This is a genomic window from Gemmobacter aquaticus (assembly GCF_007859075.1).
In the GTDB taxonomy this organism is placed as follows: domain Bacteria; phylum Pseudomonadota; class Alphaproteobacteria; order Rhodobacterales; family Rhodobacteraceae; genus Gemmobacter; species Gemmobacter aquaticus.
In genome coordinates, this window is the sequence record NZ_VOAK01000023.1 from 121,743 (window position 1) to 148,501 (window position 26,759).

Annotated in this window: 19 protein-coding genes; 8 read left to right on the forward strand and 11 right to left on the reverse strand. The window is 64.2% G+C overall.

Going from position 1 to position 26,759, the window contains the following annotated elements; genetic code table 11:
- Positions 1-62 precede the first annotated feature (62 nt).
- Positions 63-4,340, forward strand: a complete 4,278-nt coding sequence (locus tag FQU74_RS15125) for a glycosyltransferase family 9 protein (RefSeq protein ID WP_146287315.1) — start codon at positions 63-65, stop codon at positions 4,338-4,340.
- 77 nt (positions 4,341-4,417) lie between these two features.
- Here FQU74_RS15125 and FQU74_RS15130 read toward each other — a convergent pair whose 3' ends face one another.
- From FQU74_RS15130 to FQU74_RS15150, 5 genes are all read right to left on the reverse strand, one after another.
- Positions 4,418-5,608 carry an AGE family epimerase/isomerase gene (locus FQU74_RS15130; protein ID WP_146287316.1) on the reverse strand — a complete coding sequence of 397 codons (1,191 nt, stop codon included), beginning with the start codon at positions 5,606-5,608 and terminating at the stop codon, positions 4,418-4,420.
- Complete coding sequence (locus FQU74_RS15135; RefSeq protein ID WP_206665039.1) at positions 5,605-6,129, reverse strand: D-glycero-alpha-D-manno-heptose-1,7-bisphosphate 7-phosphatase; 525 nt, start codon at positions 6,127-6,129, stop codon at positions 5,605-5,607. Before FQU74_RS15135 ends, FQU74_RS15130 begins: the two co-directional genes overlap by 4 nt.
- 5 nt (positions 6,130-6,134) lie before the next feature.
- On the reverse strand, positions 6,135-7,559 hold the full coding sequence (gene rfaE1, locus FQU74_RS15140; RefSeq protein WP_146287317.1) for a D-glycero-beta-D-manno-heptose-7-phosphate kinase: 1,425 nt from the start codon (positions 7,557-7,559) through the stop codon (positions 6,135-6,137).
- A 44-nt stretch (positions 7,560-7,603) separates the two neighbouring features.
- On the reverse strand, positions 7,604-7,918 hold the full coding sequence (locus FQU74_RS15145; RefSeq protein ID WP_146287318.1) for a hypothetical protein: 315 nt from the start codon (positions 7,916-7,918) through the stop codon (positions 7,604-7,606).
- 290 nt (positions 7,919-8,208) lie between these two features.
- Entirely contained in the window at positions 8,209-9,384 is a 1,176-nt protein-coding gene (locus FQU74_RS15150; RefSeq protein WP_158635607.1) for a glycosyl transferase family 90, read from the reverse strand.
- Between the two features lie 469 nt (positions 9,385-9,853).
- Here FQU74_RS15150 and FQU74_RS15155 point away from each other — a divergent pair, with 469 nt between their 5' ends.
- The 4 genes from FQU74_RS15155 (at position 9,854) to FQU74_RS15170 (ending at position 12,753) form a co-directional block, all read left to right on the forward strand.
- Complete coding sequence (locus FQU74_RS15155) at positions 9,854-10,114, forward strand: spike base protein, RCAP_Rcc01079 family (RefSeq protein ID WP_146287320.1); 261 nt, start codon at positions 9,854-9,856, stop codon at positions 10,112-10,114.
- Positions 10,114-10,914, forward strand: a complete 801-nt coding sequence (locus FQU74_RS15160; RefSeq protein ID WP_146287321.1) for a LamG-like jellyroll fold domain-containing protein — start codon at positions 10,114-10,116, stop codon at positions 10,912-10,914. The genes FQU74_RS15155 and FQU74_RS15160 overlap by 1 nt, the downstream gene beginning before the upstream one ends.
- Positions 10,911-11,267 carry a hypothetical protein gene (locus tag FQU74_RS15165; RefSeq protein WP_146287322.1) on the forward strand — a complete coding sequence of 119 codons (357 nt, stop codon included), beginning with the start codon at positions 10,911-10,913 and terminating at the stop codon, positions 11,265-11,267. Before FQU74_RS15160 ends, FQU74_RS15165 begins: the two co-directional genes overlap by 4 nt.
- Before the next feature lie 97 nt (positions 11,268-11,364).
- Complete coding sequence (locus FQU74_RS15170; RefSeq protein WP_146287323.1) at positions 11,365-12,753, forward strand: NAD(P)/FAD-dependent oxidoreductase; 1,389 nt, start codon at positions 11,365-11,367, stop codon at positions 12,751-12,753.
- A 4-nt stretch (positions 12,754-12,757) separates the two neighbouring features.
- Here FQU74_RS15170 and FQU74_RS15175 read toward each other — a convergent pair whose 3' ends face one another.
- From FQU74_RS15175 to FQU74_RS15185, 3 genes are read right to left on the reverse strand one after another with little or no spacing between them, the layout of a single operon-like run.
- Positions 12,758-13,879: an ABC transporter permease gene (locus FQU74_RS15175; RefSeq protein WP_146287324.1), complete on the reverse strand. Its 1,122-nt coding sequence runs from the start codon at positions 13,877-13,879 to the stop codon at positions 12,758-12,760.
- Between the two features lie 4 nt (positions 13,880-13,883).
- A complete protein-coding gene (gene rbbA, locus FQU74_RS15180; protein WP_146287325.1) occupies positions 13,884-16,589 on the reverse strand; it encodes a ribosome-associated ATPase/putative transporter RbbA in 2,706 nt (901 codons plus the stop codon).
- Positions 16,590-16,592: 3 nt separating this feature from the next.
- Positions 16,593-17,660, reverse strand: coding sequence for an HlyD family secretion protein (locus FQU74_RS15185; protein ID WP_229704418.1), 1,068 nt, complete (start codon positions 17,658-17,660; stop codon positions 16,593-16,595).
- Between the two features lie 193 nt (positions 17,661-17,853).
- On the opposite strand from FQU74_RS15185, the gene nadA reads away from it, so the two are divergent.
- From nadA to nadC, 3 genes are read left to right on the forward strand one after another with little or no spacing between them, the layout of a single operon-like run.
- Positions 17,854-18,915, forward strand: coding sequence for a quinolinate synthase NadA (gene nadA / locus FQU74_RS15190; protein ID WP_146287326.1), 1,062 nt, complete (start codon positions 17,854-17,856; stop codon positions 18,913-18,915).
- The gene (locus FQU74_RS15195) at positions 18,912-20,471 is read left to right on the forward strand and encodes an L-aspartate oxidase (RefSeq protein ID WP_146287327.1); all 1,560 of its coding nucleotides are present in this window, start codon (positions 18,912-18,914) and stop codon (positions 20,469-20,471) included. Before nadA ends, FQU74_RS15195 begins: the two co-directional genes overlap by 4 nt.
- Complete coding sequence (gene nadC / locus FQU74_RS15200; protein ID WP_146287328.1) at positions 20,471-21,307, forward strand: carboxylating nicotinate-nucleotide diphosphorylase; 837 nt, start codon at positions 20,471-20,473, stop codon at positions 21,305-21,307. The genes FQU74_RS15195 and nadC overlap by 1 nt, the downstream gene beginning before the upstream one ends.
- Positions 21,308-21,332: 25 nt before the next feature.
- On the opposite strand, the gene FQU74_RS15205 is transcribed toward nadC, so the two are convergent.
- The 3 genes from FQU74_RS15205 to FQU74_RS15215 are packed head-to-tail and all read right to left on the reverse strand — an operon-like array spanning position 21,333 to position 26,726.
- A complete protein-coding gene (locus FQU74_RS15205; protein WP_146287329.1) occupies positions 21,333-22,574 on the reverse strand; it encodes an MFS transporter in 1,242 nt (413 codons plus the stop codon).
- Positions 22,567-25,623, reverse strand: coding sequence for an efflux RND transporter permease subunit (locus tag FQU74_RS15210; RefSeq protein ID WP_146287330.1), 3,057 nt, complete (start codon positions 25,621-25,623; stop codon positions 22,567-22,569). The genes FQU74_RS15205 and FQU74_RS15210 overlap by 8 nt, the downstream gene beginning before the upstream one ends.
- Entirely contained in the window at positions 25,620-26,726 is a 1,107-nt protein-coding gene (locus tag FQU74_RS15215) for an efflux RND transporter periplasmic adaptor subunit (RefSeq protein ID WP_146287331.1), read from the reverse strand. Before FQU74_RS15215 ends, FQU74_RS15210 begins: the two co-directional genes overlap by 4 nt.
- Between the last annotated feature and the right edge of the window lie 33 nt (positions 26,727-26,759).

The following is a 26,759-nucleotide window of genomic DNA, read 5'->3' on the forward strand; positions in this document are numbered from 1 at the left end:
TCCGCCTCCGGATTGGCGCGCGGCGCGCCCCACCTTGGCCAGAACACGACAGATAGCAGCGAATGACCGTACAGCCCACTGAAAAGACATCCGTTTCTGCCCAACCCGGATTTGCGGGAAAGATCTGGATCGATCTTGCCCAGATCACAGAGGTGGTGACGGACGCGGATGGCAAACGCCGGATTCGCTCGGGTCTGGTCTCTGGCTGGGCCATCGGCCCCGACCCTTTTCAGAGCATCGAGATCATCCTTGAGGGGCGCCGCATCGCCAGTGCCAAGGTCGGACGCTATCGCCCCGATGTGGCCGAAATCTACCCCTCGATCCCGCATGCCGAATACACCGGGTTCGAGGCCGTCCTGACCGGGGGGGAACTGCCAGAGGGGCCCTGCCAGATCATCCTTATGGCGGTCGGAACCTCTGGCAAGGTCTTCGTCAAACGCTTTCCGCTGAGCGGTGCCGAGGGTGAGTTCGCGCCTTCCAGCATGGCCATGCGCACCCATGTCGAACGCTGCGAGATTGATGGATCGGGCATGCTCTGCATCTCTGGCTGGGCCGTGGCGCAGGCGCCGATCATTTCGGTCCAGATTTTCGGCAATGGCCGCAAGATCGCGGGCACGTTGCCCGGCCTTCAGCGACCCGACGTGGCCGAACTGTTCCCGCATTACCCAAACGCCGACCGGTCGGGCTTCTTCGTGACCGCCAGCCTGCAAATGGCCGAACAGGCCCGCGCCGAGACGATCACCATCGAGGTTCTGGCACGCGACGGCACCTTGCGGCGTGTGGTCACCACCCCCCAACAGGTGCGTCAGATCACGCTTGCGCCCGATGTCGCGCGCGCCGATGTACCAGAACCGCAGGCACCATTGCCAGCCGCGGAACCCGATGCCCCGGCCCAACCAGAGGATTCATGGTTCTTCTGTGACGTGATCGACGTCGATACCACGGGCCGCTGCCAGATCTCTGGCTGGAGCGCGGCACTGGCGGGCATCGATACCCTGTCGCTGCATTACGGGGGCGCCGAAATCGGGCAGGCCATAACCGGACAACCGCGCCCCGACGTGGGCCGGGCCTATCCGAACCTGCCCAACGCGGCAAACTCGGGCTTTTCATTCGACCTGACCCACCGCGCCGGGCTTCCCGAAGGTCCGGCAAGCTTCATGGTCATGGCCGCGCTGAAAGACGGCTCCCGCAGGGCGTTCGAGATCAGCGCGATGATCGTGCCCCCCTCGGCGCGGGTCTCGCCGTTTGAGGATATCGTGCTGGGGCTCGATACCTTCCAGCTTGACGCAGGTCATGCGACGCGCCCGGTGACTGGCGCCTTCAAACTGAGCGGTTGGGCCGTAGCGCGCGCAGGCGTGCGCCAGATCGAAGTGTTTCTGGATGGAACGTCGCTCGGCCTCGCCTATATCGGCATCCGGCGCGAGGAACTGCCCGAGATTTTCTTCGACTTTCCTGACACGCTTCTGGCCGGGTTTGCCCTGTCCGTCCCCGCCCGCGTGCTTAAGAATGGCCGCTCCGAGGTGCGCATCGTCATCACCGACCGCAAGTCGGGCGTGCTGGAGAACCGCTTTACCATCGACGTGGCGCGCGATGCCGCCGATCTCGGGCGCAACGCGCTGCGCCAGAAAGTTCCTTTTGCCGAGGTGCTGACCGGGCTCGACATATTGGCCGCGCGCGGCCCGATGCCGGTCTGCGATATCATCTTGCGCGCCGACGCCCGGCCCCGACTGGCCGAGCGGGTGCAGGCAACGCTGCGCAGCCTTGATCGTCAGGCCTATCCGCATTGGCGGGTGTGGCTGAGCACGCCCGAGGGCATCGCGATCGATGACCTGACCCGCCACCTGCCGCACCTGGCCGGACGGGTTGCGCCGCTGGCGGATCATGCCGCGCCCGATGCCCCAGGGTTCATGCTGATGCTGCGGGCGGGCGATGTGCTTGCGGCGGACGGCTTGCTTGGCCCGTTGCTTGCGGCCGACACAACAGGCGCACCCGCGTTCGTCTATGCCGATGACCGCCGCCCCGATCCGTTGGCGCCCGGCGAAATCGCCGCGTTCCACAAGCCCGGCTGGTCGCCGGATCTGCTGATGTCGCAGAACTATATCGGCCGCGCCTGGTTGGCCTCTGCCGCCCTGCTGCGCGAGGCGAGGATCAGGCTCCCCGATCTGGCAGGGCTGGGCGACTATGGGGCTGTGCTGCGGCTGTCAGCCGAGGCGGCTCGTCTGGATGCCATCCGGCAGGTGCCAATCTTGATGCTTGAAATCAGCGCCACCGAAACTCCGGCGCTTGAGCGCAAGGCCCTGCAGACCCATCTGCGCGTCGAGGGCCGCCTTGGTCGCGTACGCCAAGGGGCCGCCCCGTTCCTGCACCGGGTTGAGCGGACTGGAACCCCAGGCGGCAAAGTGTCGATCATCATCCCCTCGATCGGTGCGCGCGATCACATCCTGCGTTGTGTCGAAAGCATCCGAAAAAATTCGGGCGGGGCCGAGGTTGAGATCGTAGTCGTTGACAACATCCGCCGCCGCAAGATCACCGCGGAGGGGCGCGCATGGAAAACGTGGTTCCGCGCGCATGCTGATCTGGTCGTTGAGGTTGATGAGCCCTTCAACTGGTCGCGGCTCAACAACCTCGGCGCGGCAGCGGCAAGCGGGGATTACCTGCTGTTTCTGAACGACGACGTCGAGGTGCTGCACGACGACTGGCTGGATGTGCTGATGGCCGAGGCCGCGCGTCCCGAGGTGGGCGTCGTTGGCGCCCAACTGCTTTACCCGGATGGCAAGGTGCAGCATGCGGGCATGTTCCTGTCGCGGTCCATGCCCGGCACGGCCCGCCATGCCTTCCGTTTCGCCGCCTCAGATGATCCGTGCTACTTCGGCCTCGCGCTCAGCCAGCGAGAACTGACCTGCGTGACTGGCGCCTGCATGATGGTGCGGCGCGAGGTGTTTGATGCCGTCGCGGGTTTTGATGAGGCACATGCCGTCGTCAACAATGACATCGACTTTTGCCTGCGACTGCGCGCGACGGGCCGCTCGGTGATCTTCACCCCGCATGCCCGCCTTCTGCACCATGAACTCGCAAGCCGCGCGCATCTGAAGGATGACTTTGATCGCAGCGCCTTTTTGCAGACATGGGGAGATCTGTGCCTTGCGGGTGACCCCTATGTCAGCCCTTCGATCAGCACCGAGGCCGACGATTTTGTCCCCGAGGAAGAGCCGCTGCGCGAGGTTTACCCCGGACACCCACTGGGCGCGACCGATCAGATCCGGCGCATCCTTGTGGTGAAGCTTGACCACATCGGCGATCTGGTCACGGCGCTGCCGGCGATCCGCCAGTTGAAGGCGCAGTTTCCCAAAGCCCATCTGAGCGCCCTTGTCGGGCGGTCCGCCATGGGCATCGCCAGCATGGAAGACGCCATCGACGAGTTGATCCCGTTCGAATTCTTCGATGCACGCTCTGGCCTTGGCCGAAAGAAGCTGACACGGGCGGACTATGCGGCGTTGGAACGCGATCTGACCGCCCGGCAGTTTGATCTGGCGGTTGATCTGCGCAAGCATGCCGACACACGGCACATTCTGCAGATCAGCGGCGCGCCCCTGACCGCAGGCTTCGACAATGACCGCGAGTTTCCCTGGCTGGATATCGCCCTCGGGTGGGAGCGCGACACGGTCCAGGCCGACAAGCGCAACCATGTGGCAACAGATCTCTTGAACCTGATCGGGGCGATTGGTTCGGCCTTTACCACGGCGCGGCGAACCATTGCCACAGCGGCAGATCGCTTGCCCCCCTTGTCCGACGCTCTTCGCGCCGAGTTTGGCGGGCTTTTCGCGCGCGATTACGTGGTGATTCACCCGGCGGCGGGAACGCCCTTGCGGCAATGGTCGCCCGCGTACTTCGCGCGGCTGATTGATCTGCTTATCGAAGAGGACGGTGTGAATGTCGCCCTGATTGGCGGGCCGGATGAGGCGGATATTGCGTCGAACATCCTGAACCGGCTGCATGCGCGCGACGGCGTCTTCAATCTGGTTGGCCGCTCGAAACTGGCAGAGGTACCGCGGATCATGGCCGAGAGTGTACTCTTTGTGGGCAACAACAGCGGGCCGAGCCATATCGCCTCAGGCATGGGAGTGCCGACGGTCGCTGTGCATTCGGCGCTGGTATCATCGGACGAATGGGGGCCGCTTGGGCCGTCAGCCGTCGCCCTGCGCCGCGACATGAGCTGCGCGCCCTGCTACATCGCGCATGCCGAACAATGTCACCGCAACCTCGCCTGCCTGCAGTCGCTGTCACCCTTTGACGTGCACCGGCTGTGCCAGCGATTCCTCGCCTTGCGTCGGGGCGGCTGAAGCGGCTGAACCGAACACCAGAAACGAAAGATGCCCCGGCCAGAACCTGCCGGGGCATCTTTTGCCTTCTCAGCCGCTCAAGCCGTCGTCAGGCCGACAGACTCGACACGTTCGAGTTGCACCGCAGTTTCCGCGATGGCGCAAACGATATGATAGAGGCTTGATGCGCGGGCAGGTTCGGTCAGGTCATGCGGGCGTCCGTCAAGACCCAGATGCTCCCACCACGATCCCGGCACAGGGTGATCGAAGTATCGCCGCAAGCCACGGGCAGACCGAGCCGCACGTGCGGCGGCGGCCTCGCGCGCGACCGGATCGTCGGCCATCGCCATGGCGCTGGCATGTGCCTTCAGTCGCTCGGTCTGCGGCCAGAGCCGGAACAGCCCATCACGCAGCGACAGATCGGAATTCAGCTCATTCACCGCCAGATCCTGCACCGGATCGACGCCCTTCTCCTCTCCGATGGCCGTCAGGCGTCGCGCGGCTGCAAGCGCATCCGGGCGATTGCGCAGCTTGCCCCAACGACAAAGCAGCCAAGCCCATTCGAACTGATGCCCCGGCTCGACCACATCCTGCGGCGGAAGCTCAATCGCCTGCCAGTCACCGTCAAAGTACTCGCGCTGCGCACCCGTGCCAGGGTCGATGAAACATTCAAGGCACATCTCGGCGATCATGTCGGCCATGGCGCGCCAGCCTGCGTCAGTCGAGGTCCCCTCCCACGCAAGGGCCGCCTCGAAGAGATGCATATGCGGATTGGCCTTGAGCGGCAGGCTGCGCGGTTGTGCCTCTTCAAATCCCCGGCCGGGATGCCCCCACCCATGCGTCATCTCATCGCGCAGCATCGCCGCGCGCGCGGCGATCGCGGGATCCCCAGCCCGCCCTCCGGCTACCGCAGCCAGCGCGAAAAGAACAAACGCATGGTCGTAGAGGTCGAAATCACGCCGCAGCACAGTGCCATCGGCAGCAACTGTCGGAATGACGATGCCTTCGGGCAAGAGGTGATGGCGAAAGAGGTTGGCAAGGCCATAGTCAACCATCGCATCGGCGACATCCGCCCAGCCCAGTCGTCCGGCTGTCGCAAAGGCAAAGATCTGGCGGGCCGTCACCCGCGCGCGACGCGGCTCATCCAGCGGAAGACCCTGGGGAGAGAGTTTTTCGAAAAAGCCGCCGGTTGCCCGGTCTGTGCCCCGCCCTGCCCAAAGCGGCAGCGCCTGATTGAACAGCCAGCCTCGCAACACTTCGTATTCGGCCCGAAGTTCGGAAACGCTCATATCTGGAATTCCTGCTGCAAGAGAGGGGTGAGAAAGGTCTCGAGGTTGCCACCCGCAAACAGGTGCCCGGCAACACCTGCCGCCCGCGCCGCCTGCATGTCGCTTTCGCGATCGCCCACCATCAGGCTGCGTGCCGCATCGACGGGCCAGGTCTGCATCAGGTCTATGAGCATGCCGGCTGCAGGTTTGCGCCAGTCGCTGTCGCGCCGCCATTGCGGCAAAGGGGCGTCCGGCAGCCATGGGCAATGCCGGATGTCATCAATGCGCCCACCGCTGCGTGCATCAAGGTCCCGACGGATATGATCCATCAGCCCGTGGAACGCGGCCTCATCGAAAAACCCGCGGGCAACGCCGGATTGGTTGGTCACAACGAACACCAGATAGCCCGCATCATTGGCCCGACGGATCGCTTGCGGCGCCCCGTCGATCCAGTCAAAGCGGTCTGGCGAGCCGACATAGCCGTGGTCGTGGTTCAGCACCCCGTCCCGGTCGAGAAACAGCGCGGGCCGCAGCGACTTCATCTCCATCAGGCCTGCGCCGAACTGCCCGCTCGCGTGACGATGCTGGTGGTGGACCGGCCCGGCAAGAGATCGAGAAGGATGGTCTGTCCGTCCCACGCCCGGATTTCCCGCGCGCCCACCACCTGATCGACGGTGTAGTCGGAGCCCTTGAACAACCGGTCAGGACGCAGCTTGAGGATCAGTTCCAGCGGCGTGTCCTCGCCAAACCAGGTGACCGCATCAACGCTGTCGAGGCCCGCGATCACCGCGGCGCGATCGGCCAGGGAATTGATCGGCCGCGTCGGGCCTTTCAGCCGGGCCACGCTTGCGTCATCGTTCAGCGCCACGATCAGCCGGTCGCAATGACGGCGCGCCTCGCGCAGAAGCTTGACGTGACCTGCGTGCAGAATGTCGAAGCAGCCGTTGGCGAATCCCACGCGCAACCCTTCTGACTGCCATTCGTGCAGGATACGGGCTGCCGCTGCGTGGCTCAGCACACCATTACCGCCGGCCTCGACGCGCATCGCATGTTCAAGTTCGGCGAAAGAGCAGACCGCCGTACCAAGCTTGGCCACCACGATTCCCGCAGCAAGGTTGGCGAGTTGCATCGCCTCGGCCACCGGTCGACCTGCGGCTAGCGCGAGCGCGAGGGTGGCGATCACCGTGTCGCCCGCACCCGAAACGTCGAATACCTCTTGCGCTGTGGCGGGCGAGGCGATCACCGCTCCGTCGCGCGGGATCAGCATCATGCCTTTTTCACTGCGGGTGGCGATGACGGCGCCGACGGAAACACGGGCCAGCAGCGCCCGCGCCGCGGCTTCCACCTCAGCATCGGTGCCCGTCGGCATGCCCGTGACCTCGGCCAGTTCGGATGCGTTTGGGGTGACATAATGCGCCCCGGCATAGCGGGAATAGTCGCGCCCCTTGGGATCAACGATGCAAAGCGCCCCGGCCTCATGTGCCGTCGTGATCGCGCGCGCGCAGACCTCGGGTGTCAGCACACCCTTGCCGTAATCCGACAGGATCATGGCCCGCGCACGTCCGAGACTCTGCGCCAGATCGGCAAGAAGTTCGCTCGCTTCGGCCGAGGTGGCGGCGCGCGGCTCCTCCTCGTCGATGCGGACCACCTGTTGATGCTGGGCGATGACGCGCAGCTTCACGATGGTCTGCCAGTCTGCGCTGCGCACCAGACGTGCCGGCGCACCTATGACGCGGGCCAGTTCATCCCCGGCCGCGTCCTGACCGGCCAGCCCAAACAGGGTTGGCCGCCCACCAAGCGCCTCGATGTTGCGCGCCACGTTCCCGGCGCCGCCGGCCATGATCGTCTCACGTCGCTTGCGCACAACGGGAACCGGCGCCTCGGGCGACAGGCGGCCAGAGGTGCCGTAGACAAAGCGGTCGAGCATGACATCGCCGACGACAACCACACCGTGATCAAAGGAAGGAATCATGATGTCCTCAAGGCATTGATGGAAAACGAGATTTCAGATGTTTGTCACGGAGAGGGGAGCCGCCCCTCGGCGTAACCGAAAGACAGGAAATGCTGCCGCGCCGAGGGCACGCTGCCTGCGCGGACAGCCTCGGCAATGTCGGGGTAAGTGGCGAGATACCAGGCCTCATCCACCTTGACCTCGCTTGGCAGTCGCCCCTCGAAGTAGCCACTGTTCAGAAAATGGTCGCGCGCGCTTTTCACCGCGCCATCGCGAATCGCCTGATCAACATCGGGATAGGCGCGGCGATACCACTCCTCGTCTATCTCGATGGCATGCAGCAGCCTGCGCAGCAGGTTTTCGAACTCCTCATACGGCATCCTGACCCACGGGCCATCCTGCTCGCTGCTGAAGACCAGACTCTGATTGAGGGATGAAAAGGGCGGAACATACCGCATACGTAGAATCCTCGAGGCTTTGACTGGAGACTCGGCGCGTCACCGTGCTCGAACCATTAACCTTTAAGGCGAGTAATGCAAGCACGATGCCGCGCTGCGGCAGAAGTAAATATCAATCTCTGGTCGAGTTGATTAAAAATTGTGCGGAACGATAAGCGACTCCCCGTCGCCCTCTCGGAGCATGACTGCACGTTGAAGCAAGAGACATGAGCTCAGACTGAGACGGTCAGGCGTCTGACGGCATCCTGCGCCTCGACATGATTTGGATGGGTTTCGAGAAATCCGATCCAATATGGCAAAGCCTCGGCACTTCGATTCATATTCTCAAATGCCCTGGCAAACAGAATTTTGTGCCAGCCGGGCATATTATCTGAAGGGTCATTCGGAACATGGGCGAGAGCATCCTCAACCCGGCCCTGATTCAGCAGGGTCTTGATCAGATCCTTTTGAAAGATCGGATCTCCATATTCATCCTTCCAATCGGGAAACCTCTTTGAGCCTAACCCCAAGATCATCTCTGCCACGGCATACTCGCCATTTGCCGCACGCTCTTGCGCACGACGCCGGACAGATACGGGATCAATAGCGATCGGCCGAAGCTCTGCCTGATCTACAGAGAACTCACACGTCCTCAGGTACTCCGAAACCACCGCATCACAGATCATCGATTCCTTGGCGGGATCCAGGAAGTTCTGTATGAATGACCGTCCATTCATGGCAATCTCTTCGCACTCACGCGGATGCGTCGTGCACCATTCATATACTTCGCTCAGGTCCGAAAGATCATGGGCGACCGGAACAAAATGCACAAATGGCACAAGCATGCTTTCGCAGGCCCAAGACTCGCACGTCGGACGCGGCATGATCACGACGGAATTCGAAAATAGCATCCACTTCAGCCCGCTCGCAACGTCGTTTCCTTCCAATGAAAGCAAGTACTTGGATCGAAGTTGCTGCCCGATCGTCATCGCGCCTTTTCGGTTCGCCTTCAGCAGTGAGATGACTGGCCAGCTCTCATCAATCTGAACGATTTCACTGAAACCGATATCGATATTCTGATTTTTCCCACTCGCCGCATAGATATAGGCACGGCTCGAATATGGCTCAGGCGATCCATTTGGCATGAACTTGCCAGTTGTTGTCCCGCGCCATATCAGCTTGTCATCCTTTTGCGAGAAGGGAATATCAATATCATCTACCGAAAGAACATCTCCCCAGTGCCGCTGGTAATTCAAAGGCAGCAAGGTACAGCGGCTTGAAGTCGATATCTTTCTGGACTTTGTCAAGACTGGAACAGGAAGATCGGATCTGAGATCGCCTGGATAGACGCAAAATTCAGCCAGTGGATTCACACGGCGGACGATCTTTTGCGCTTGCTCGACATACATTCGATAAAGGTGAAGAAACAGATTTGGAGAATATCGAAATGCGTACCTATTTAGGATCTCTGTGACCTGCTCTGCGGCCCCACAAAGCACAACATCGGTGTTCCGGCCGATCACATATGTGTCGGTGGACTGGCCAATCCGACTGGCCGAATAGTTCTCGATGCGCCTTGTGTCAAAGTCAGAGAAATTCACGCGATCCGTTCCGTACAGAGTTGTGACGATCTACTCGCAAGGGCACATCAGTTTTCCCCGAGGATGTCGCCGCACTGCGAACGGGGATCCTTACTGCACCTTACTGCCGGTATCACCGCAAGTAGAAGAGAAATCAATGGGCATCTCACACGACCTGTAGTTGCACAACCACAGGGATGCACGAACGGTGCGCTCATCCCCTCCTTACCACTTGCCGCCATGGTGCCCCTCGTGTTCGGCCCAGAGGGTGGCCGCGACGGAACCACAGGAGATGACCATGCCCGATCCGTTCAAATCCATGGCGCGACCGCTGAATGGCCCGGCCATCGGCTCGATCAATGTCACGCCGTCTGATGGCACCAACCTTGCCACGCCGATCCGGGCGATCACGCTCGCCGTGGGGGGGACGCTGGCCTGGATCAATAGCGACGGCCTCTCGCAGTCGACAGCCGCGCTGCCTGCGGGCACCTATCCGCTGCTGGCGACGCGCATCCTTGCCACCGGCACCACGGCCACCGGCCTGACGGGGTGGATCTGATGCTGGAGATGGGCCTTGCGCTAAGCGGGGCGGCCCTGCGCGGGCCGTCGTGGTCGCCGGCCGCGCTGTTCAGGGGCGGGGCAAACGGGTTCTGGCTTGATCCGGGTCGCATCGCCGGGGTCTGGCAGGACGCGGCCGGAACTGTACCCGCCACAGCCGCCGGACAGCCCGTCGGTCTGATCAGCGATCTGAGCGGGATGGGGCATGACTTTGCCCAAGGTACGTCGGCGGCGCGACCAACGCTGCAACAGGATGCGGGCGGGCGGCACTATCTGCAGCTCGATGGCGTGGACGACTGGCTTTCCACCCCCTCCTTTGCTTGGGGAAGCGATGCTGTGACCGTAATCGCCGCCCTGGCCCGCAACCAGAGTGTCAATCTGGAGGATCTGGCCGGCCAGTCCGCGAACCCGCCGGGGAACGCGGGCACGTGGGTTCTGGCCGCGACCTACGATGCGTCCAGCAATACGGTAGGCTTCGCCTCGCGCGGCAGTGGTGGCTCGGCACCCGGCAGGGCTTCGACAACGCTGCCCGGCTCGCGGGTGGTGATCACCGGTCAGGGCAAGGTCGGAACCGACACGGCGATCATTCGACGAAACGGGGTACAGGTCGGATCGAGCAGTGTAGATCAGGGCAGCGGAGAATTCGGCAGCTACCCGATATTCATCGGCGCGCGCGGCGGAACGATGCGGTTTTTCAACGGCGCGCTCTATGGCCTGCTCGCGATCAACCGCCTGTTGACGGCAGAGGAGTTGATCCTGGCCGAAGGTTGGGCCGCAGCCCGCGGCGGGGTGGCAGCATGAGGGTCACGATCGCCTGTCCCGCGCATATGATTGCGGATGCGAACCAGCTGGCATTGTGCCTCGGCCTTGGTCCGGATGATGCGATGACCTACGGCCAACCGATCTGGCGGGATGCAGAGGGCAACCTCTATGCCGTTGCCTCGGCCACCGTGCCGACGGGGTTTGCCGAGGCCGCAACCGCTGCGCTCTCCGAGCCCGCTTGGGGGGCTGATCTTGAGGCGGCTGCGCGCGCGCAGGCTGCCATCCTGATCGGCGCAACCGCAACACCCGACCGGCTGGCAGCCAGCCTCGCAGAGAGCCCACAGGATGCGCTGGCCGAACTTGGGCTTACGCTGATTGCCGAGGGCGCCTGAGCCAACCGACGCTGCCCGCGCCCGCCGGGGGCAGCCACCCTTGTCACCCCGATCTCCGGAGCCTAACACTGCGTGGAACGCGACGCAGAGGCAGGGCATGAACGCAATCAAGAACGGCGAGGTCTCCTTCTGGCATGCCGATATGGGGGGCCTTCCCACACCGCGCAGGCCCTTGGCCGGGGATACCACCGTTGATGTCTGCATCGTAGGTGCGGGGTTCACAGGTCTCTGGACCGCCTACTACCTGAAGCAGGCCGAGCCCTCGCTGTCGATCGCGGTCATTGAGCGGGAGTTTGCGGGCTTTGGTGCCTCGGGGCGCAATGGTGGCTGGCTTTCGGGCGACTTCACCTGGAGCCGGGACAAATACCTGTCAAACGGGACGCGAGAGGGCGTCATCTCCTTTGAGCGCCAGCTGCGCGAGACGGTGGATGAGGTGATCCGGGTCTGCGAGACCGAGGGGATCGAGGCCGACATCCATCGCACCGATTGCCTGACCTATGCCTGTTCACCTGCCCAGATGCAGCGGATGCGCGCGGCGCTGGCCGAGGAGCGGGCCTGGGGTATCGGCGCGGATCGCGCAACCCTGATCGAAGGGCCCGAGGCGCTGTCCCGCATTCGTATCGCAAATACGCAAGGCGCCTTGGTCACGCATGGCGTTGCGCGCGTCCAGCCGGCCAAGCTGGTGCGCGGACTGGCCAGCGTGGTCGAACGGCTTGGCGTTTCGATCTTTGAACAGACCAAGGTCACGGGCATCGCCAAGGGTGTTGTCACCACAGATCGAGGAACGGTCCGGGCGCGTCGGATCATCCGCGCGACCGAAGGTTTCACCCACGGCATTCCTGGCAACGAGCGGGAATGGTTGCCGATGAACAGCGCCATTGTCGTGACCGAGCCGCTGCCGCAGTCCCTGTGGGACGAGATCGGGTGGCAAGGGGCCGAACTTCTGGGCGACGCCTCGCACGCCTATTGCTACGCCCAACGCACGCGCGAAGGGCGGATCGCCATGGGCGGGCGCGGGGTGCCTTATCGCTTTGGTTCGGCGACCGATGTGCGCGGCCAGACCCAGCCCGAGACGATACGGCAACTGACCGAAATCCTGCACCGGATGCTGCCGCAGACGCGCGGCCTCCGCCTGGATCACGCGTGGTGCGGCGTGTTGGGCGTGCCGCGCGATTGGTGCGCGACGGCGGGACTTGACCCGAAGACCGGCATTGGCTGGGCCGGGGGCTATGTGGGGATCGGGGTCTCCACCTCGAACTTCGCGGGGCGGACGCTGGCGGATCTGGTGCTGGAACGGCAGACCGAACGCACGGACCTACCCTGGGTCAACCGCCGCCCGCGCAAGTGGGAACCCGAGCCGCTGCGCTGGCTGGGCGTGCATGCGATGTATCGCCTGTATCACCTCGCCGACCGGCGCGAACGCGCAAGCGGCGGGCAGCGCAGTTCTCGTCTGGCTGCGTTTGCGAACCGGCTTACGGGGCGATAGCCCCCTACCCCGCAAGAACCTTGCGGAACCGCCTGAGCACGACCGTCAGCGCGACGCCCGCCATGACAGCCATGGCAGCCAGTTCCCCGAGCACAAGGCCCGGCCCCGCGCCCCGATAGAGCACCGACTGCGCGAAACTTACGAAATGCGGGGCCGGGCTGATCGTCCGCATGGCGATCTGCAACCAGTCAGGCATCGACTCCAGCGGTGTCATGCCGCCCGACAGCAGGATGATGACGATGATCACCGGAATGACCAGCAGCCCGAACTGGCCCATGTTCTGGGTGAACGACGCAAGCAGCAATCCGATGCTCGCGACTGCGGCGATATAGACCGCGGCCCCCGTTGCATAGAGCGCAAGCGATCCATCGACGGGCACCCCCATGCCCAGCCGGATTACCAACTCCAGACTGAGAACAGAGGCCACAAGGATTACAAGCCCCGTTGCCAGCACCTTTGACACCACGATCTCATGCGGATGAACAGGCATGACCAGCACATGCTCGATGGTGCCATGCTCGCGTTCGCGGATCATGGAAGAGCCCGACAGGATCAGCGTGAGGATGGTGACCGAGTTCATCAGCTGCATCACCGCGGTGAACCACGCGCCGGTCAGGTTTTCGTTGTATAGGTTGCGTTGCACCACATTGATCATCGCGACCTGCGCCGCGCCGGGGGAAAGGTAGTCCGACACCGTCTGCACCAGAACCTGCCGCAGGAAGCTTGCACCGTTTCCGGCCTGCGCGACCGCCGTGGCGTCAATCAGGATCATCAGCGTCGCCGGATCGCCTCGCCGGAGCGATTCCTCGAACTTCGGCGGGATTGACAGGACCAGCACCTGATCGCCCCGTGACTGAGCCACGGCGGCCTCGGTCGCCGTCAACTGCGCGGGCGGGGTGAAGAGCGGGGGCTGGATCGCATCTGCCAGACGGGCCGAAAGCTGGCTGTGATCCTCGTCAACCACGGCGACCGACAGGTTTTCGATATCGGTTTTCGCAGCGTCCGAGACCATCCAGGTCGAGACGGTAAAGACATAGAGGATCAGCACCACCATGACCCGGTCCACACGGATCGCGCGCAGCTCCTTGATCGTCAGACGCAGGATGTTCTTCAGGCTCTGACACATCGCATCACGCCTCCTGCTTGCGCAGGGCAAGCACCGAGAAGACCAGATAGGCAAGGCAGAACAGGGCAAGGGCCAGCGCGTTGGGCCATAGCTCGGCCCAGCCGAAACCCTTGACGAAGCTGCCGACCGAGGCGGGTTGATACCAGGCGCCGGGGAAGGCCTGTCCCACCAGCCTCCCGGCCGGTGCCAGAGACGATACCGGCACGATCAGACCCGAGAAGTTGATCGTCGGGATGATGGTGATGATCGCGGTGGCGAACACGGCTGACACCTGGGTCTGCGTGAAGGATGACATCAACTGGCCGAACCCGGTCGCCGCCACGACATAGAGGGCCGAAATGGCGGCCAACGCCAACAGGCTGCCGGTGAAGGGCACGGCAAACAGCCAGTGACCAAGCGCCAGAAGCACCCAGAAGCTGATCCAGGCGATGACCACATAGGGCAACTGCTTGCCCAGCAGAAACTCCGCCCGCCCCACCGGGGTCGAGCGGAAATTGGCGATGGTGCCAGTCTCTTTCTCGCGCACGACGCTGACCGCCGACATGATGGCGGGGATCAGCATCAGGATAAGCATGATGATCGACGGCACCATCGCATTGGCCGAAAGGAACGCCTGATTGAACAGGAAGCGCGTCTCGACCGTAAGCTGCTGGTTCTGCGCAATGCCTGCCTCGCGCAGGGTCCGCCGGCCAAAGCTTTCGACCACACCAAGCGCATAGCCGCGCGCGGTTTCGGCGCGGAAGGGCATCGCGCCATCGATCCAGAGCGAGACCTCTGGCCGGTCGCCGCGGCGCAGGTCGTGACCAAAGCGGTCGGGGATTTCCAGCGCCACGGTCAATGCGCCGCGACCCATCCGGGCAGCAAGCTCGGTCTGATCGGCGAAATCCGGGCCTTGGGCGAATTGCCGGATCGACGCGAACTCATCGATCAGTGCGCGGCTTTCGGCGCTCTGATCCTGATCGTTGACCGCAAAGCTGAGCCGGTCGACATCAAAGGAAATGCCGTACCCCATGGTCAGAAGCAGGATGACAGGCCCAACAAGCGCAAAGAACAGCCGGATCGGGTCGCGCATCAACTCCAGCGTCTCGCGCCAGGCGTAGGCACCCGCGCGGGTCACGGCCTGCCGCAGCGGCCCGGGCGGCGCCACGGGGGCGGGCAGTGCAATTGCGGCAGACGCCTTGCCCTCGCCGCCAATCTCGCGCTCCAGACAGGCGATGAACGCATCTTCCAGCGTTGCGGTCCCGAGGCGCGTCACGATCTCGGCCGGCGCCCCTACCTCAAGCACCCGACCGGCATGCATGAGCGAGATGCGGTCGCAGCGCTCGGCCTCGTTCATGAAATGCGTGGTGATAAAGATGGTCACCCCGCGCTCGCGCGAGAGCACGATCAGCTTGCGCCAGAAATCGTCCCGCGCCAGCGGATCGACGCCCGAGGTCGGCTCATCAAGGATCAGGATGCGCGGTTCATGGATGATGGCGACGGCCAGTTGCAGCCGCTGACGGATACCAAGCGGCAGGCTTTCGGGCATCTGGTCGGCGACATCGGTCAGATCGAACTCGGCCATGACCTCGGCCACGCGGGGCGCGCGGGCCGCCGGGGCGAGGGTGTAGAGCTGGGCATGCAGCATCAAGTTCTGCCGAACGGTCAACTCGCCATACAGCGAAAAGCCCTGCGACATGTAGCCGATCCGCATCCGGCTTTGCATGTCTGCCGCCCCCAGCCTTTCGCCAAAGAGCCGCGTTTCGCCCTCGGTCGGGTCCAGAAGGCCGGTCAGCATCTTCATCGTCGTCGATTTGCCGCAGCCGTTTGACCCCAGAAAGCCGAAGATCTCGCCTTCAGGGATCACGAAGCTCACGTCGTCAACGGCGGTAAAATCCTTGAAGCGCTTGGTCAGGTTACGCGCCTCGATCGCGGGAACGGCGTCAGGTGTCCCATTCCGTGGCGGCAGGATCACGGGCGCTGCGTCCTGCCCACCGGGAAGCAGGCGCACAAAGGCCGCCTCCAGTGTTTCGGCGCCTGTCCGGGCGCGCAGGTCGGCCGGGCTTCCGGTCGCAATCACCCGGCCTGCGTCCATCGCGGCCAGCCAGTCAAAGCGGTCAGCCTCCTCCATATAGGCGGTGGCGACCAGCACGCTCATCCCCGGCAAATGCTGGCGGATGGCATCGATCAGTTCCCAGAACTGGCGGCGCGACAGCGGGTCGACACCGGTGGTCGGCTCATCAAGGATCAGCAGGTCGGGATCATGGATCAGTGCGGAACAGAGGCTCAGCTTCTGCTTCATACCGCCCGAAAGCTTGCCTGCGGGGCGATCGGGAAACGGATCAAGCCCGGTTGCATGCAAAAGCATTTCAATTCGCGCGGCCCGTTCATCGGCCTTCTGCCCGAACAGGCGGCCAAAGAAATCGAGGTTTTCGCGCACCGAGAGCGTCGGATAAAGGTTCCGCCCCAAGCCTTGCGGCATATAGGCGATGCGTGGGGCGATGGCCCGACGTTCCGCCGCCAGCGCGATATCGCGGTCCAGAACCTGCAGCGCACCGCCCTGCAGCCGCCGCACGCCTGCGATCAGCGCAAGCAGCGTCGTTTTTCCCACCCCATCCGGACCGATCAGACCCGCCATGCAGCCTGCCGGGATCTGCAGGCTGACGTCATCAAGCGCGGTCACGCGGCCATAGCGATGGCTAATGCCCTGGGTCTCGGCCACATATAGCATGGGCTATTCCGGCAGCTTCACGGCCAGATCGGCGGGCCAGTCAGTGCCCGGCAGCGTGCGCACGAAACCAAGACCCCGCACACCGGTTTTAACCCGGTCTTCAAACCGCTCGACCAGCTCGGGCGGTACACGCAGCTTGACCCGAAAGACCAGATCCTCACGTTCCGACGCGGTTTCCACCGACTTCGGCGTAAACTGCGCCTCGGGCGAGATGAAGGTGACGGTGGCGGGGATCACAAACTGCGGGATCGGATCAAGGATCAGCCGCGCCTCGTCATTCAGGACCAGCGGCCCGACATCAGCGGCCTGCAGGTAGATGTTCATGTAGATGTCCGACAGATCAAGCAGCGTGACAATGGGGGCGCCCGCCGCCAGCACCTCGCCGGGCTCGCGTAGCCGATAGGCGACACGTCCGCGCACAGGGGCGCGGATCGTCAGGTCATCAAGCGCGATCTCCAGACGTGCGAGATCGGCATTCGCCGACGCGATCAGGGCGTCGCTTTCATCAAGCTGCGCCTCGGCCATCCGCAACGCAGCCTTGGCCGAGGTAAAGGCGTTCACCGCGTCGTCGCGCACCGCATCGCTGGCATGCCCTTCTGCGTGCAGTTTCTGCACCCGGTCATGATTGGTTTCGGCCACCGACAGCGCGCTTTGCGCCTGTGCCGTGCTGGCCTCGGCCACGCTCTTGACGGCCTTGGCGCGCATCACGGCCGCGCGCGCACCCATCATCTGCGCCTGTGTTTCGCGGTCATCAATCCGTGCGACCGGATCGCCGGGGTCGACGATCTGGCCCTCGGCCACCATAACCGCCTCGATCCGGCCCGCATATTTTGTGGCCACATCCACCGTCTGCGATTCTATGCGCCCGTTTGAGCTGGCGATGCCCATGGTCTGGCGGTTGAAGAACCGCGCCTTGAGGGCATCAAAAGGGCTTTCTGCCACCGCGGGCGCAACATTTGCGGCCAGAACAATCGTCAGAGCCAACAGGAACCGGTTCGACATCGCACCCTCATTGCGCAGGTCATCCATATCAAGGTTACACCCGCCCGCCGCGCGCTGCACGGGCTGCATTGCCGCAGCGTCACTTTTCGCTGCGTCAACCGCCTGAAAATCGACCGTTTTCTGGCACCGGTTATGGTGCAACTCTCCGGGAGAGGCCGCAAAAGATTGCAACAAACGCCCGAGTATTCGTGAAAACCAATAACTTGCACCGCGCAGACATTCGCCCTAGGTTCGCGCGTCCGCCGTCACGCCAGGTTCTGCCATGCCGACCAGCACCCCCGACATCCGCGCCGAATTGGCGAAGGTCTATGATCTTGAGCCATCGCTCAGCGCGGCTGAGGCCACACGCGATATTCATGCGCGCATGTCCCGCGTCATCCCCTTTGCCGACTGGGCCCGCCACGCGCCCTATGTGATTGCGATCAACCGGCTGAAGGCCAAGCGCGGCGCGGTGATCCTCGCGCACAACTACATGACGCCCGACATCTATCATGGCATCGCCGATGTGGTGGGCGACAGCCTGCAGCTTGCCATCGAGGCGACCAAGGTCGAGGCCGGGGTGATCGTCCAGTGCGGCGTGCATTTCATGGCCGAAACCTCAAAGGTTCTGAGCCCGTCAAAGACCGTTCTGATGCCCGACATGGGGGCCGGTTGCTCGCTGGCCGATGCGATCACGCCTGCAGGCATCGCCGAGATGCGCGCCATGTATCCCGGCGCACCGGTCGTGAGCTATGTGAACACGACGGCCGCGGTCAAGGCGGCCTCGGACATCTGCTGTACCTCGGCCAATGCCGCGCAGATCGTGCGCGCCATGCCCGGCGATACCGTCATCATGACGCCCGACAAGTATCTGGCGCAGAACGTGGCGAAACAGGTGCCCGAGAAGCGCATCGTTTGGTGGGATGGCGCCTGCATCGTGCATGAACGCTTCACCGCGCAGGACCTGCGCGAGTTCCGCGAGTTCCAGCCCGACACCACGATCATCGCGCACCCCGAGTGCCCGCCCGATGTGGTGACCGAGGCAGATTTTTCGGGCTCGACCGCGGGCATCATCGACTTTGTCACGCAAAACCAGCCCAGCAAGGCGCTGCTTGTCACCGAATGCTCGATGGCCTCAAACATTGCGGACGCCCATCCGCAGGTGGAATTCGTGGGGCCCTGCAACATGTGCCCCTACATGAAGATGATCACGCTCGAAAAGGTGCTGTGGTCGCTGCACACGATGACCACGCCGGTCGAGGTTGACCCCGAGCTGATCGCCCCCGCCCGCGCGGCGGTCGAGCGGATGATCGAGATCTCGCGTCGGCCACGGGCTGCCGCATGACCGCAGTCGATAGCGGTCGGATCGTCATTCTCGGCGCGGGAATCGCGGCGCTGTCTGCCGCTCTGCGGCTTGCGCCGCGCCCGGTGCTGGTCATCTCGCCCGAACCGCTGGGACAGGGCGCCTCGTCGGCCTGGGCGCAGGGTGGTGTTGCGGCGGCCTTGGGCTCGGGCGACAGCGCGGCGGCACATGCACAAGACACGATCCGGGCCGGGGCAGGCATCGTCGATGCCGGGATGGCCGAACTCGTTGCGGGGCTGGCCCCGGATCATGTGGCCGCTCTTGCAGATATTGGCGTGCCGTTTGACCGCGATGCCGACGGCAGTTTTGCCCTCTCGCGGGAGGCGGCGCACGGCCACCCCCGCGTTGCGCGGGTCAAGGGCGATCAGGCCGGTGCGGCGATCATGGCAGCACTCGTGGCGGCGGTGCGGGTTGCCCCGTCGGTGCAGGTGCTGGAGGGTTTCGCGGCACACCGGCTGGAGGTTCAGGGCGGGCGCGTCACAGGCGTCTGGCTGGGGCTCGCTGATGTGGCTTCCGCGCCGGTTCTGGTTATGGCGCCGGCAGTCCTTCTGGCGGCTGGTGGTGCGGCTGGACTTTACGCCATGACAACCAACCCGCGCCGCATCATGGGACAGGCGCTTGGGCTGGCTGCACGGGCGGGGGCCATGGTGGCGGATGCCGAATTCGTTCAGTTCCACCCCACGGCCATCGCCTGCGGCGAGGACCCGGCCCCCCTCGCGACCGAGGCGCTGCGCGGCGAGGGTGCCGTGCTGATCAATCGCAACGGCGAGCGCTTCATGCTGGCCGAACACCCGGATGCCGAACTTGCCCCGCGCGACATCGTGGCCCGCGCAATCTTTGCCCAGACGCAGGCGGGGCTCGCCCCGGCGCTGGATACGCGTGCCGCAATCGGCAACGCGCTGCCCGAGCATTTCCCGGCGGTGGCCGCTGCCTGCGCCCGCGCCGGGATCGACCCGGTGACGCAGCCCATTCCGGTCGCCGCCGCCGCCCACTATCACATGGGCGGAGTTGCCTGTGACGGGTTGGGCCGCAGTTCGCTGCCCGGACTTTGGGTTGCAGGCGAAGCAGCCTCGACCGGCTTGCACGGCGCAAACCGGCTTGCGTCAAACGGCCTTCTTGAGGCGCTGGTCATGGCGCGGCGCGCAGCCGACGACATCGCCGCAGAGTTACCGGCCGCGGCATCTCCGCTGCCCGAGGTCATACTGGCCCCTGCCCCCGGTGGGCTGCCGGTCGATCCCGGCGATGTGGCGCATCTGCGCAGGCTTATGACAGACTGCGTGGGCGTGATCCGCACCGCCGAAGGGCTGCGCAACGCGCTTGATGGTCTTGCGGCGCTTGCCCGCAAACCGCAGCCCGACCCGATGCGCAACATGATTGCCGCCGCGACCCTGATCACCGCTGCAGCGCTTGACCGTCACGAAAGCCGGGGCGGACATTTCCGTGCCGATTATCCCAAGGCCGACCCCGCGCTGGCCCACCGAACCCTTCTGACCCTGACGAAGGCCGAGGGGATGCGCGACCAGAAGGAACTTGCCTGATGCTGCCCGATCTGCTGCTGGAACCCGTGGTGCGCGCCGCATTGGTCGAGGATCTGGGCCCCATGGGCGATGCGACCGTGCGCGCCGTCATCCCGCAGGGCCTGACCTATGATGCGCGGCTGAACGCCCGGCGCCCAGGTGTTGCATCGGGCATGCGGGTGGCCGAGATGGCCTTCCGCCTTGTGGACCCGGCGCTGGTGGTGACGACGCTGGTCGAGGATGGTGCCCCCTTCGCGCCCGGCGAAACGCTGATGCGGATCGAGGGCAAGGCTGCCTCCATCCTGATGGGTGAACGGGTGGCGCTGAACTTCGCGGGTCGTCTGACGGGTGTGGCCACCTTGACCGCCGCCTTTGTCGCCGAGACGCGCGGCACAAAGGCGCGTATCACCTGCACCCGCAAGACCACGCCCGGCCTGCGCGTGCTTGAGAAAGAGGCCGTTCGCCACGGCGGAGGCGCAAACCATCGCTACGGCCTGTCGGACGCAATCCTGATCAAGGACAACCACATCGCCGCCGCCGGTGGCGTGCGCCCTGTGCTTGAGGCTGCGCGCGCCGCACGGTCACACATGATGCGGGTCGAGATCGAGGTCGACCGGCTGGATCAACTGGCCGAGGTGCTGGAGATCGGTGTCGCCGACGTGGTGTTGCTCGACAATATGACCACCCCCCAACTGGTCAAGGCGGTGGCGATAAACGCCGGCCGTCTGGTGCTTGAGGCATCGGGGAACATGTCCCTGCCCCGCATCGCCGAAGTGGCGGCAACCGGTGTCGATTACATCTCGGTCGGAGCACTGACGCATTCGGCACCGGTGGTCGATCTGGGGTTGGACTTCTAGTCGGCCTCGAACGGGCCGGGTCCAATCACTCGGGCGCGTAGGTCGTCGGCCAAAGCCAGATGAAGGCGAGTGCACAAAGCGCTGTCAGCCCCGACAGGACAAGGAAGGTAGGCCCCAGGGCAAACTGGGCGTCAAGCCAGCCAACCAGCGAATAGGCGACAAGCAGACAGCCGTTCGCGATCGAGACCTGCGCGGCCATCAAGACTTGCAGGTCAGCCGGCCGGGCCAGCCTTCGGATCAGGAACGTGGCGGGCGTCAGGGCCAACGCCCCGCCAAAGCCAAGGCCGAACCACAACACCATAAGGCCGGTAAGCCGGCTTTGCAGGACGCCAAAGGCGAGGCAAACGACCAGAAGCGCAACCCCGGCCAGCATGATTGACCGATCGCGCACCGATCTGTGCAGAATTGGCAGCAACAGCGCTGCGGCAACCGCCCCAACGCCGAAAATGCCGAAGGCAAGCGCGCTCGCGTCCCGCTCCAGATCCAGCAGACCCTGCACAAGTACCACGGTATTGACCTGCACCATAGCCGTCGCCAGCGCCACCGCCATGTCCAGCGCGACAACCGCACGGAACGCAGGCACAGACAGAAACAGTTGAGGCCCCCGCTTGAGGCGGGTGTAGAGCCCCATCCGACCTGCACCGGAGCCAGTGTTGGCCGGCAGATGCGCCGCCCTGACCAGAAGGGCCGACAGGATGAAGGCGCCGGCCGTCACCACCATCGCCGCCTTGGGCGACAGCATAAGCAGTAGCCCGGCGGCGATTAGCGGGCTGAGCGGTCCTTCCAGCTCTGCCGCGATGCGCGATCGGGCAAGCGAGCGGGTATAGTCCTCCTGGCTGCCCAGCAGATAGGGCACCGCTGCAAGATACGCGAATGAGAAGGTGGCCGAGGCAATCGCAAAGGCAAAGACCAGCACGTAGATCTGCCAGACCTCGGTCACGAAAGCCAAAAGACCAAGACTTGCGGCACGGATCAGATCGAGCGTGATCATGACGGCCTTGCGCGGCAACCGATCCAGCATCACCGTGACGATAGGCGCGGCAAGAACATAGGCCGCCATCTTCAGCGACAGCGCGATGCCGATAACCGTGCCAGAATCGTCGCCCGCCAGATCGAAGGCCAGAAGCGCCAGCGCGACGGTTGCAACCCCCGTCGCCAAAAGCGCCGCAACATAGCCCGCAAACAGGCGATAGTAGCTGCGCTTGTCGCTGACACCGGACCAGGCAATCCCTGGTCCGGCATCGGTTTCATAGCCCGGATCAGGCATCGCCCGAGGCCGGAGCCGGATCGCGGTGCAACATCGTGTAGACCGCCGGCAGGAACACCAGCGTCAACAGCGTTGCAACCAGCAGCCCCCCCATGATCGCAAAGGCCATCGGCCCCCAGAATAGCGTGGGCGCAATCGGCAGAAGCCCCAGGACGGTCGACAGTGCCGTCAACAGCAACGGCCGGAAGCGGCTTGTCGCGGCCTTGACTACGGCATCCTGCACCGACAGGCCCGCCGCGCGTTCATCGCTGATCTGCGCAATCAGGATCACGGCATTCTTCGCGATCATCCCGATCAGCGCGAGGATCCCGAGGATCGCCACGAAACCCAGCGAGCGGTCAAAGAGAAGAAGCGCCGCCACCACTCCGATCAGGCCAAGCGGCAATAGCGCAATCACAAGGCCGGTGTCCTTGAAACTTTGCAGCTGCACCATCAGCAGGGTCAGCATCAGGAACACCATGACCGGGATCACGGCAAAGACCGACTCCTGGCTTTCGGCACTGGTTTCGACTGTGCCGCCCACCTGAACCTCATACCCCGGTGCGAGCGAGGCATCAAAGGCCGTAATCTTGTCGGTCAGCTTCTCGACCACCGCCTCTGGTGTCACGCCGGGGGCAGTATCGGCCAGCACGGTCAGCGTTGGCAGACGGTCGCGCCGCCACAGGAAGGGTTGTTCCTGATCATAGGTAAAGGTCGCGAACTGACCAAGCGCCACCGTGCGGCCACCCGGCACTGGCACCTGCAAGGTTGACAGCCGATCAAGCGCCACGCGATCCTGCTCGTCGGCACGGGCCACGATCGGGATCAGGTAGATGTTGTCCCGCAATTGCGAGACGGTCGTGCCCGAAACAGCGGTGTTCAGGATCGAGGCAACCTGCGCGCTGGTCAGCCCCACGCGCCGCGCCCGATCCTGATCGACCTCGATGCGGACCTGACGGGCAGGCTCGATCCAGTCGAAGTGGACGTGGCGCGCATCCGGATCGGCCGCGATGATGCCCGCAAGCTCAAGCGCATGGCCGCGCAGCACCTCGGGGTCGGGGCCGACCAGCCGGTATTGCACCGGCCATCCGATTGGCGGCCCAAGCTCCAGCGGGCTCACACGGCTGATCGCCTCGGGGAAGGCCTCACCTAGCCAGCTTTCCAGCTCGGCCTCAAGCCGTTCGCGTGCGGCAAAATCCTTGGCCATCACGACGATCTGCGAATGGTGATCGCTTGGCGGCTGGATGGCCAGCGGCAGATAAAAGCGGATGACATTGCGCCCGACGTATGACGTGTAGAACTGCGCCTCGCCCGTCTCCTCGATCTTGGCTTCGATCTTGCTGATCGCGTCCTCGCTGGCAAAGATCGAGCTGGATCGCGGCAACTGGAAGTCGACGATCAGTTCGTTGCGGTCCGAGGCGGGAAAGAACTGCCGGTCCACGAACTGCAGCCCCATATAGCCCAGCACAAAGAACCCGGCGGTGACGGCCACGGTCAGCCAGCGGGCCTTGATCGCCAGACGCAGGAATGACTGGTAGGCGCGCAGGACCGGGCCGGGTGGCGGCTCAGCCGTGCCAGCAGCTGGCGGCTTCAGAAGGACCGAGCCGATGATTGGCGTAAACAGCACCGCCACGAACCAAGAGGCGATCAGCGCAATGGCGACCACCATGAACAGCGAGATCGTGTATTCGCCCGCCTGGCTTTCCGCAAAGCCGATCGGCACGAAGCCCGCAATCGTGATCAATGTGCCGGTCAGCATTGGTGCCGCCAGCGTCCGATAGGCAAAGGTCGCGGCCTTGTCGATGGTATCGCCCGCCGACAGACGCCGAAGCATCGCATCCACCGTTGTCATCGCGTCATCGACCAGCAGCGCCAGCGCGATGATCAGCGCGCCCAGCGACACCCGGTGCAGGTCGATCGCCAAGGTCTGCATGACCAGAAACACCACGGCCAACGTCACGGGAATGGCAATTGCCACCACCGAGCCGGGGCGCACGCCCAGCGAAAGGAAGCTCACCACCAGGATGATCCCGACCGCCTGCCAGAGCGACGCGGTGAAATCACCGATGGCGAGGTCAACCACCGCAGGCTGATCCGAGATCAGGATCGGCTCGACGCCCACCGGCAGTTCCGTCTCGATCCGCTTCATCGCCGCCGTCACATCCTCGCCCAGCTCAAGAATGTCGCCCCCTTCGGCCATGGAGATTGCCAGCGCGATTGCCCGTTGCCCGTTGATCCGAAGCAGCGGCTGCGGCGGGTCTGAAAGCGTGCGGCGCACCGTTGCGATATCGCCCAGACGGATCATCCGGCCATTGGCGACCAGCGAGACGTTGAGAAGATCCGCCTCGGTTTCAAACGAACCCGACACACGGATCGCAATGTTCTCTTGCCCGGTCGTGATCACGCCCGCCGGGCGTACCACGTTCTGCGCGGCGATGGCGTTGAAGATCTGGCTGTAATCGAGCCCCATGGCCGCCACGCGGTCGGGCAGGAACTCCAGCATGATGCGTTCATCCTGAACGCCGATCCATTCGACCTTGGAAATCCCCTCGACCTGACGCAACAGCTCGGAGCGGACCATGTCGACGTTGTCGCGCAACTCGCGGTCCGAAAACCCATCTGCGGTGAACCCGTAGATAATGCCGAACACGTCCCCGAAATTGTCGTTGAAGAACGGACCGATCACCCCCTGCGGCAGGGTGTGGCGAATGTCGCCAACGCTGTTGCGCACCTCTTGCCAGACGGCCGGCACGCGGTCGGGCTCAAAAGTGCCCTGAAGATCGACATAGATCGTGACAATCCCCGGCCGGGTGATCGAGCGCAGGGCATCAAGCCCCGTCGTCTCTTCCAGCTTGCGTTCAAGCCGGTCAGCCAGTTGCGTCTGGGTTTCCTCCATCGAGGCACCGGGCCAGACTGCGGTCACCAGCATCGTCTTGATGGTAAACGACGGGTCCTCGTCACGCCCGAGATTGATGAAGGCAAAGGCGCCTGCAACCACCGCCACGATCATCATGTAGATCGTCAGCTGGCGGCTTTTCAGCGCCCATTCGGAAAGGTTCGGACCGATCATTGCGCCACCCGCACCAGCTGGCCCGGACGCAGCGCCTGAACGCCTGCCGTCACCACCACATCACCCGGGGCAAGCCCTTCGGCCACCACGACGGATGCGGGCAGGAAGCTGTCGACCACGATATCACGCATTGCAACGGTCTGGTTGGCCGGATCGACGATCCAGACTGCCGGCCCCTTGTCGCTGCGGGTCAGCGCGGTGGCGGGCACCTCGATCACATTGCCCTCACCGAAGAGCGCGGTTCCGGTGACGGTGGACCCAAGCCGCAACTCAGCCGGCGGCGCGATCAGACCGACGCGCACCCGGAAAGTGCCGGTCACCAGATCGGCGCGCGGCGCCACCTCGCGGATGCGTCCCTGCGCGCTGACCGACGGTGTTTGCGACAGGGTCACGGTCACCTCGGGGTCTGAAGGGCTGGCCTCCAGCACGGCGGCGGGCACGTCGAACACGGCATCCAGCCCGCCGTCACGGGCGATCTGCACGACCATGCGGCCGGGCTGCACCACCTCGCCGGGCTCGGCGCCGATGGCGGTGATCCGGCCCGGGGCGTCGGCGTGCAGTTCCGTATCGTTCAGCCGGCGCTTGGCAATCAGGTATTGCGCGCGCGCGGCATCCGCCTGGGCCACTGCATTGGTCAGCGTGGTCTCTGCCCGGTCAAAGGCTGCGCGTGAGGCAATGGCACGATCATAGAGCTGGCGCTGGCGGTCAAAGTTCGTGCGTGCCTCGGCCAGTTGTCCCTCGGCAGCCGTCAGGCTCGCCTCGGCGGCACGCAGGCCGTTCTCTTCATCTGCCGGATCAAGCCGCGCGACAAGCTGCCCCGCCTCGACCTGATCGCCGACGCCGACCAGACGTTCGGTCATCCGCCCCCCGATCCGGAACGCGAGATCGACCTGCACCTGGCTTTCGATGATGCCTGCCAGTGACACGGTATTGCCCGCCAGCTGTTCAGCCACGGTGATGCTGCGCACAGGGCGAGCCTGTGCCTCCTCTTTCGGCTCTTCCTCGCTCTGACAGGCGCCGAGGGCCACGCAGAGCCCGGCGGCAAGGGTCAGGCGCAGTGCGGCGCGAAGCCTCTGGGCAGGGGTGTGCAGGTCAGGCAGCATCTTGGGTCGCTCTTCTTTTCGGGCGGCATCAGG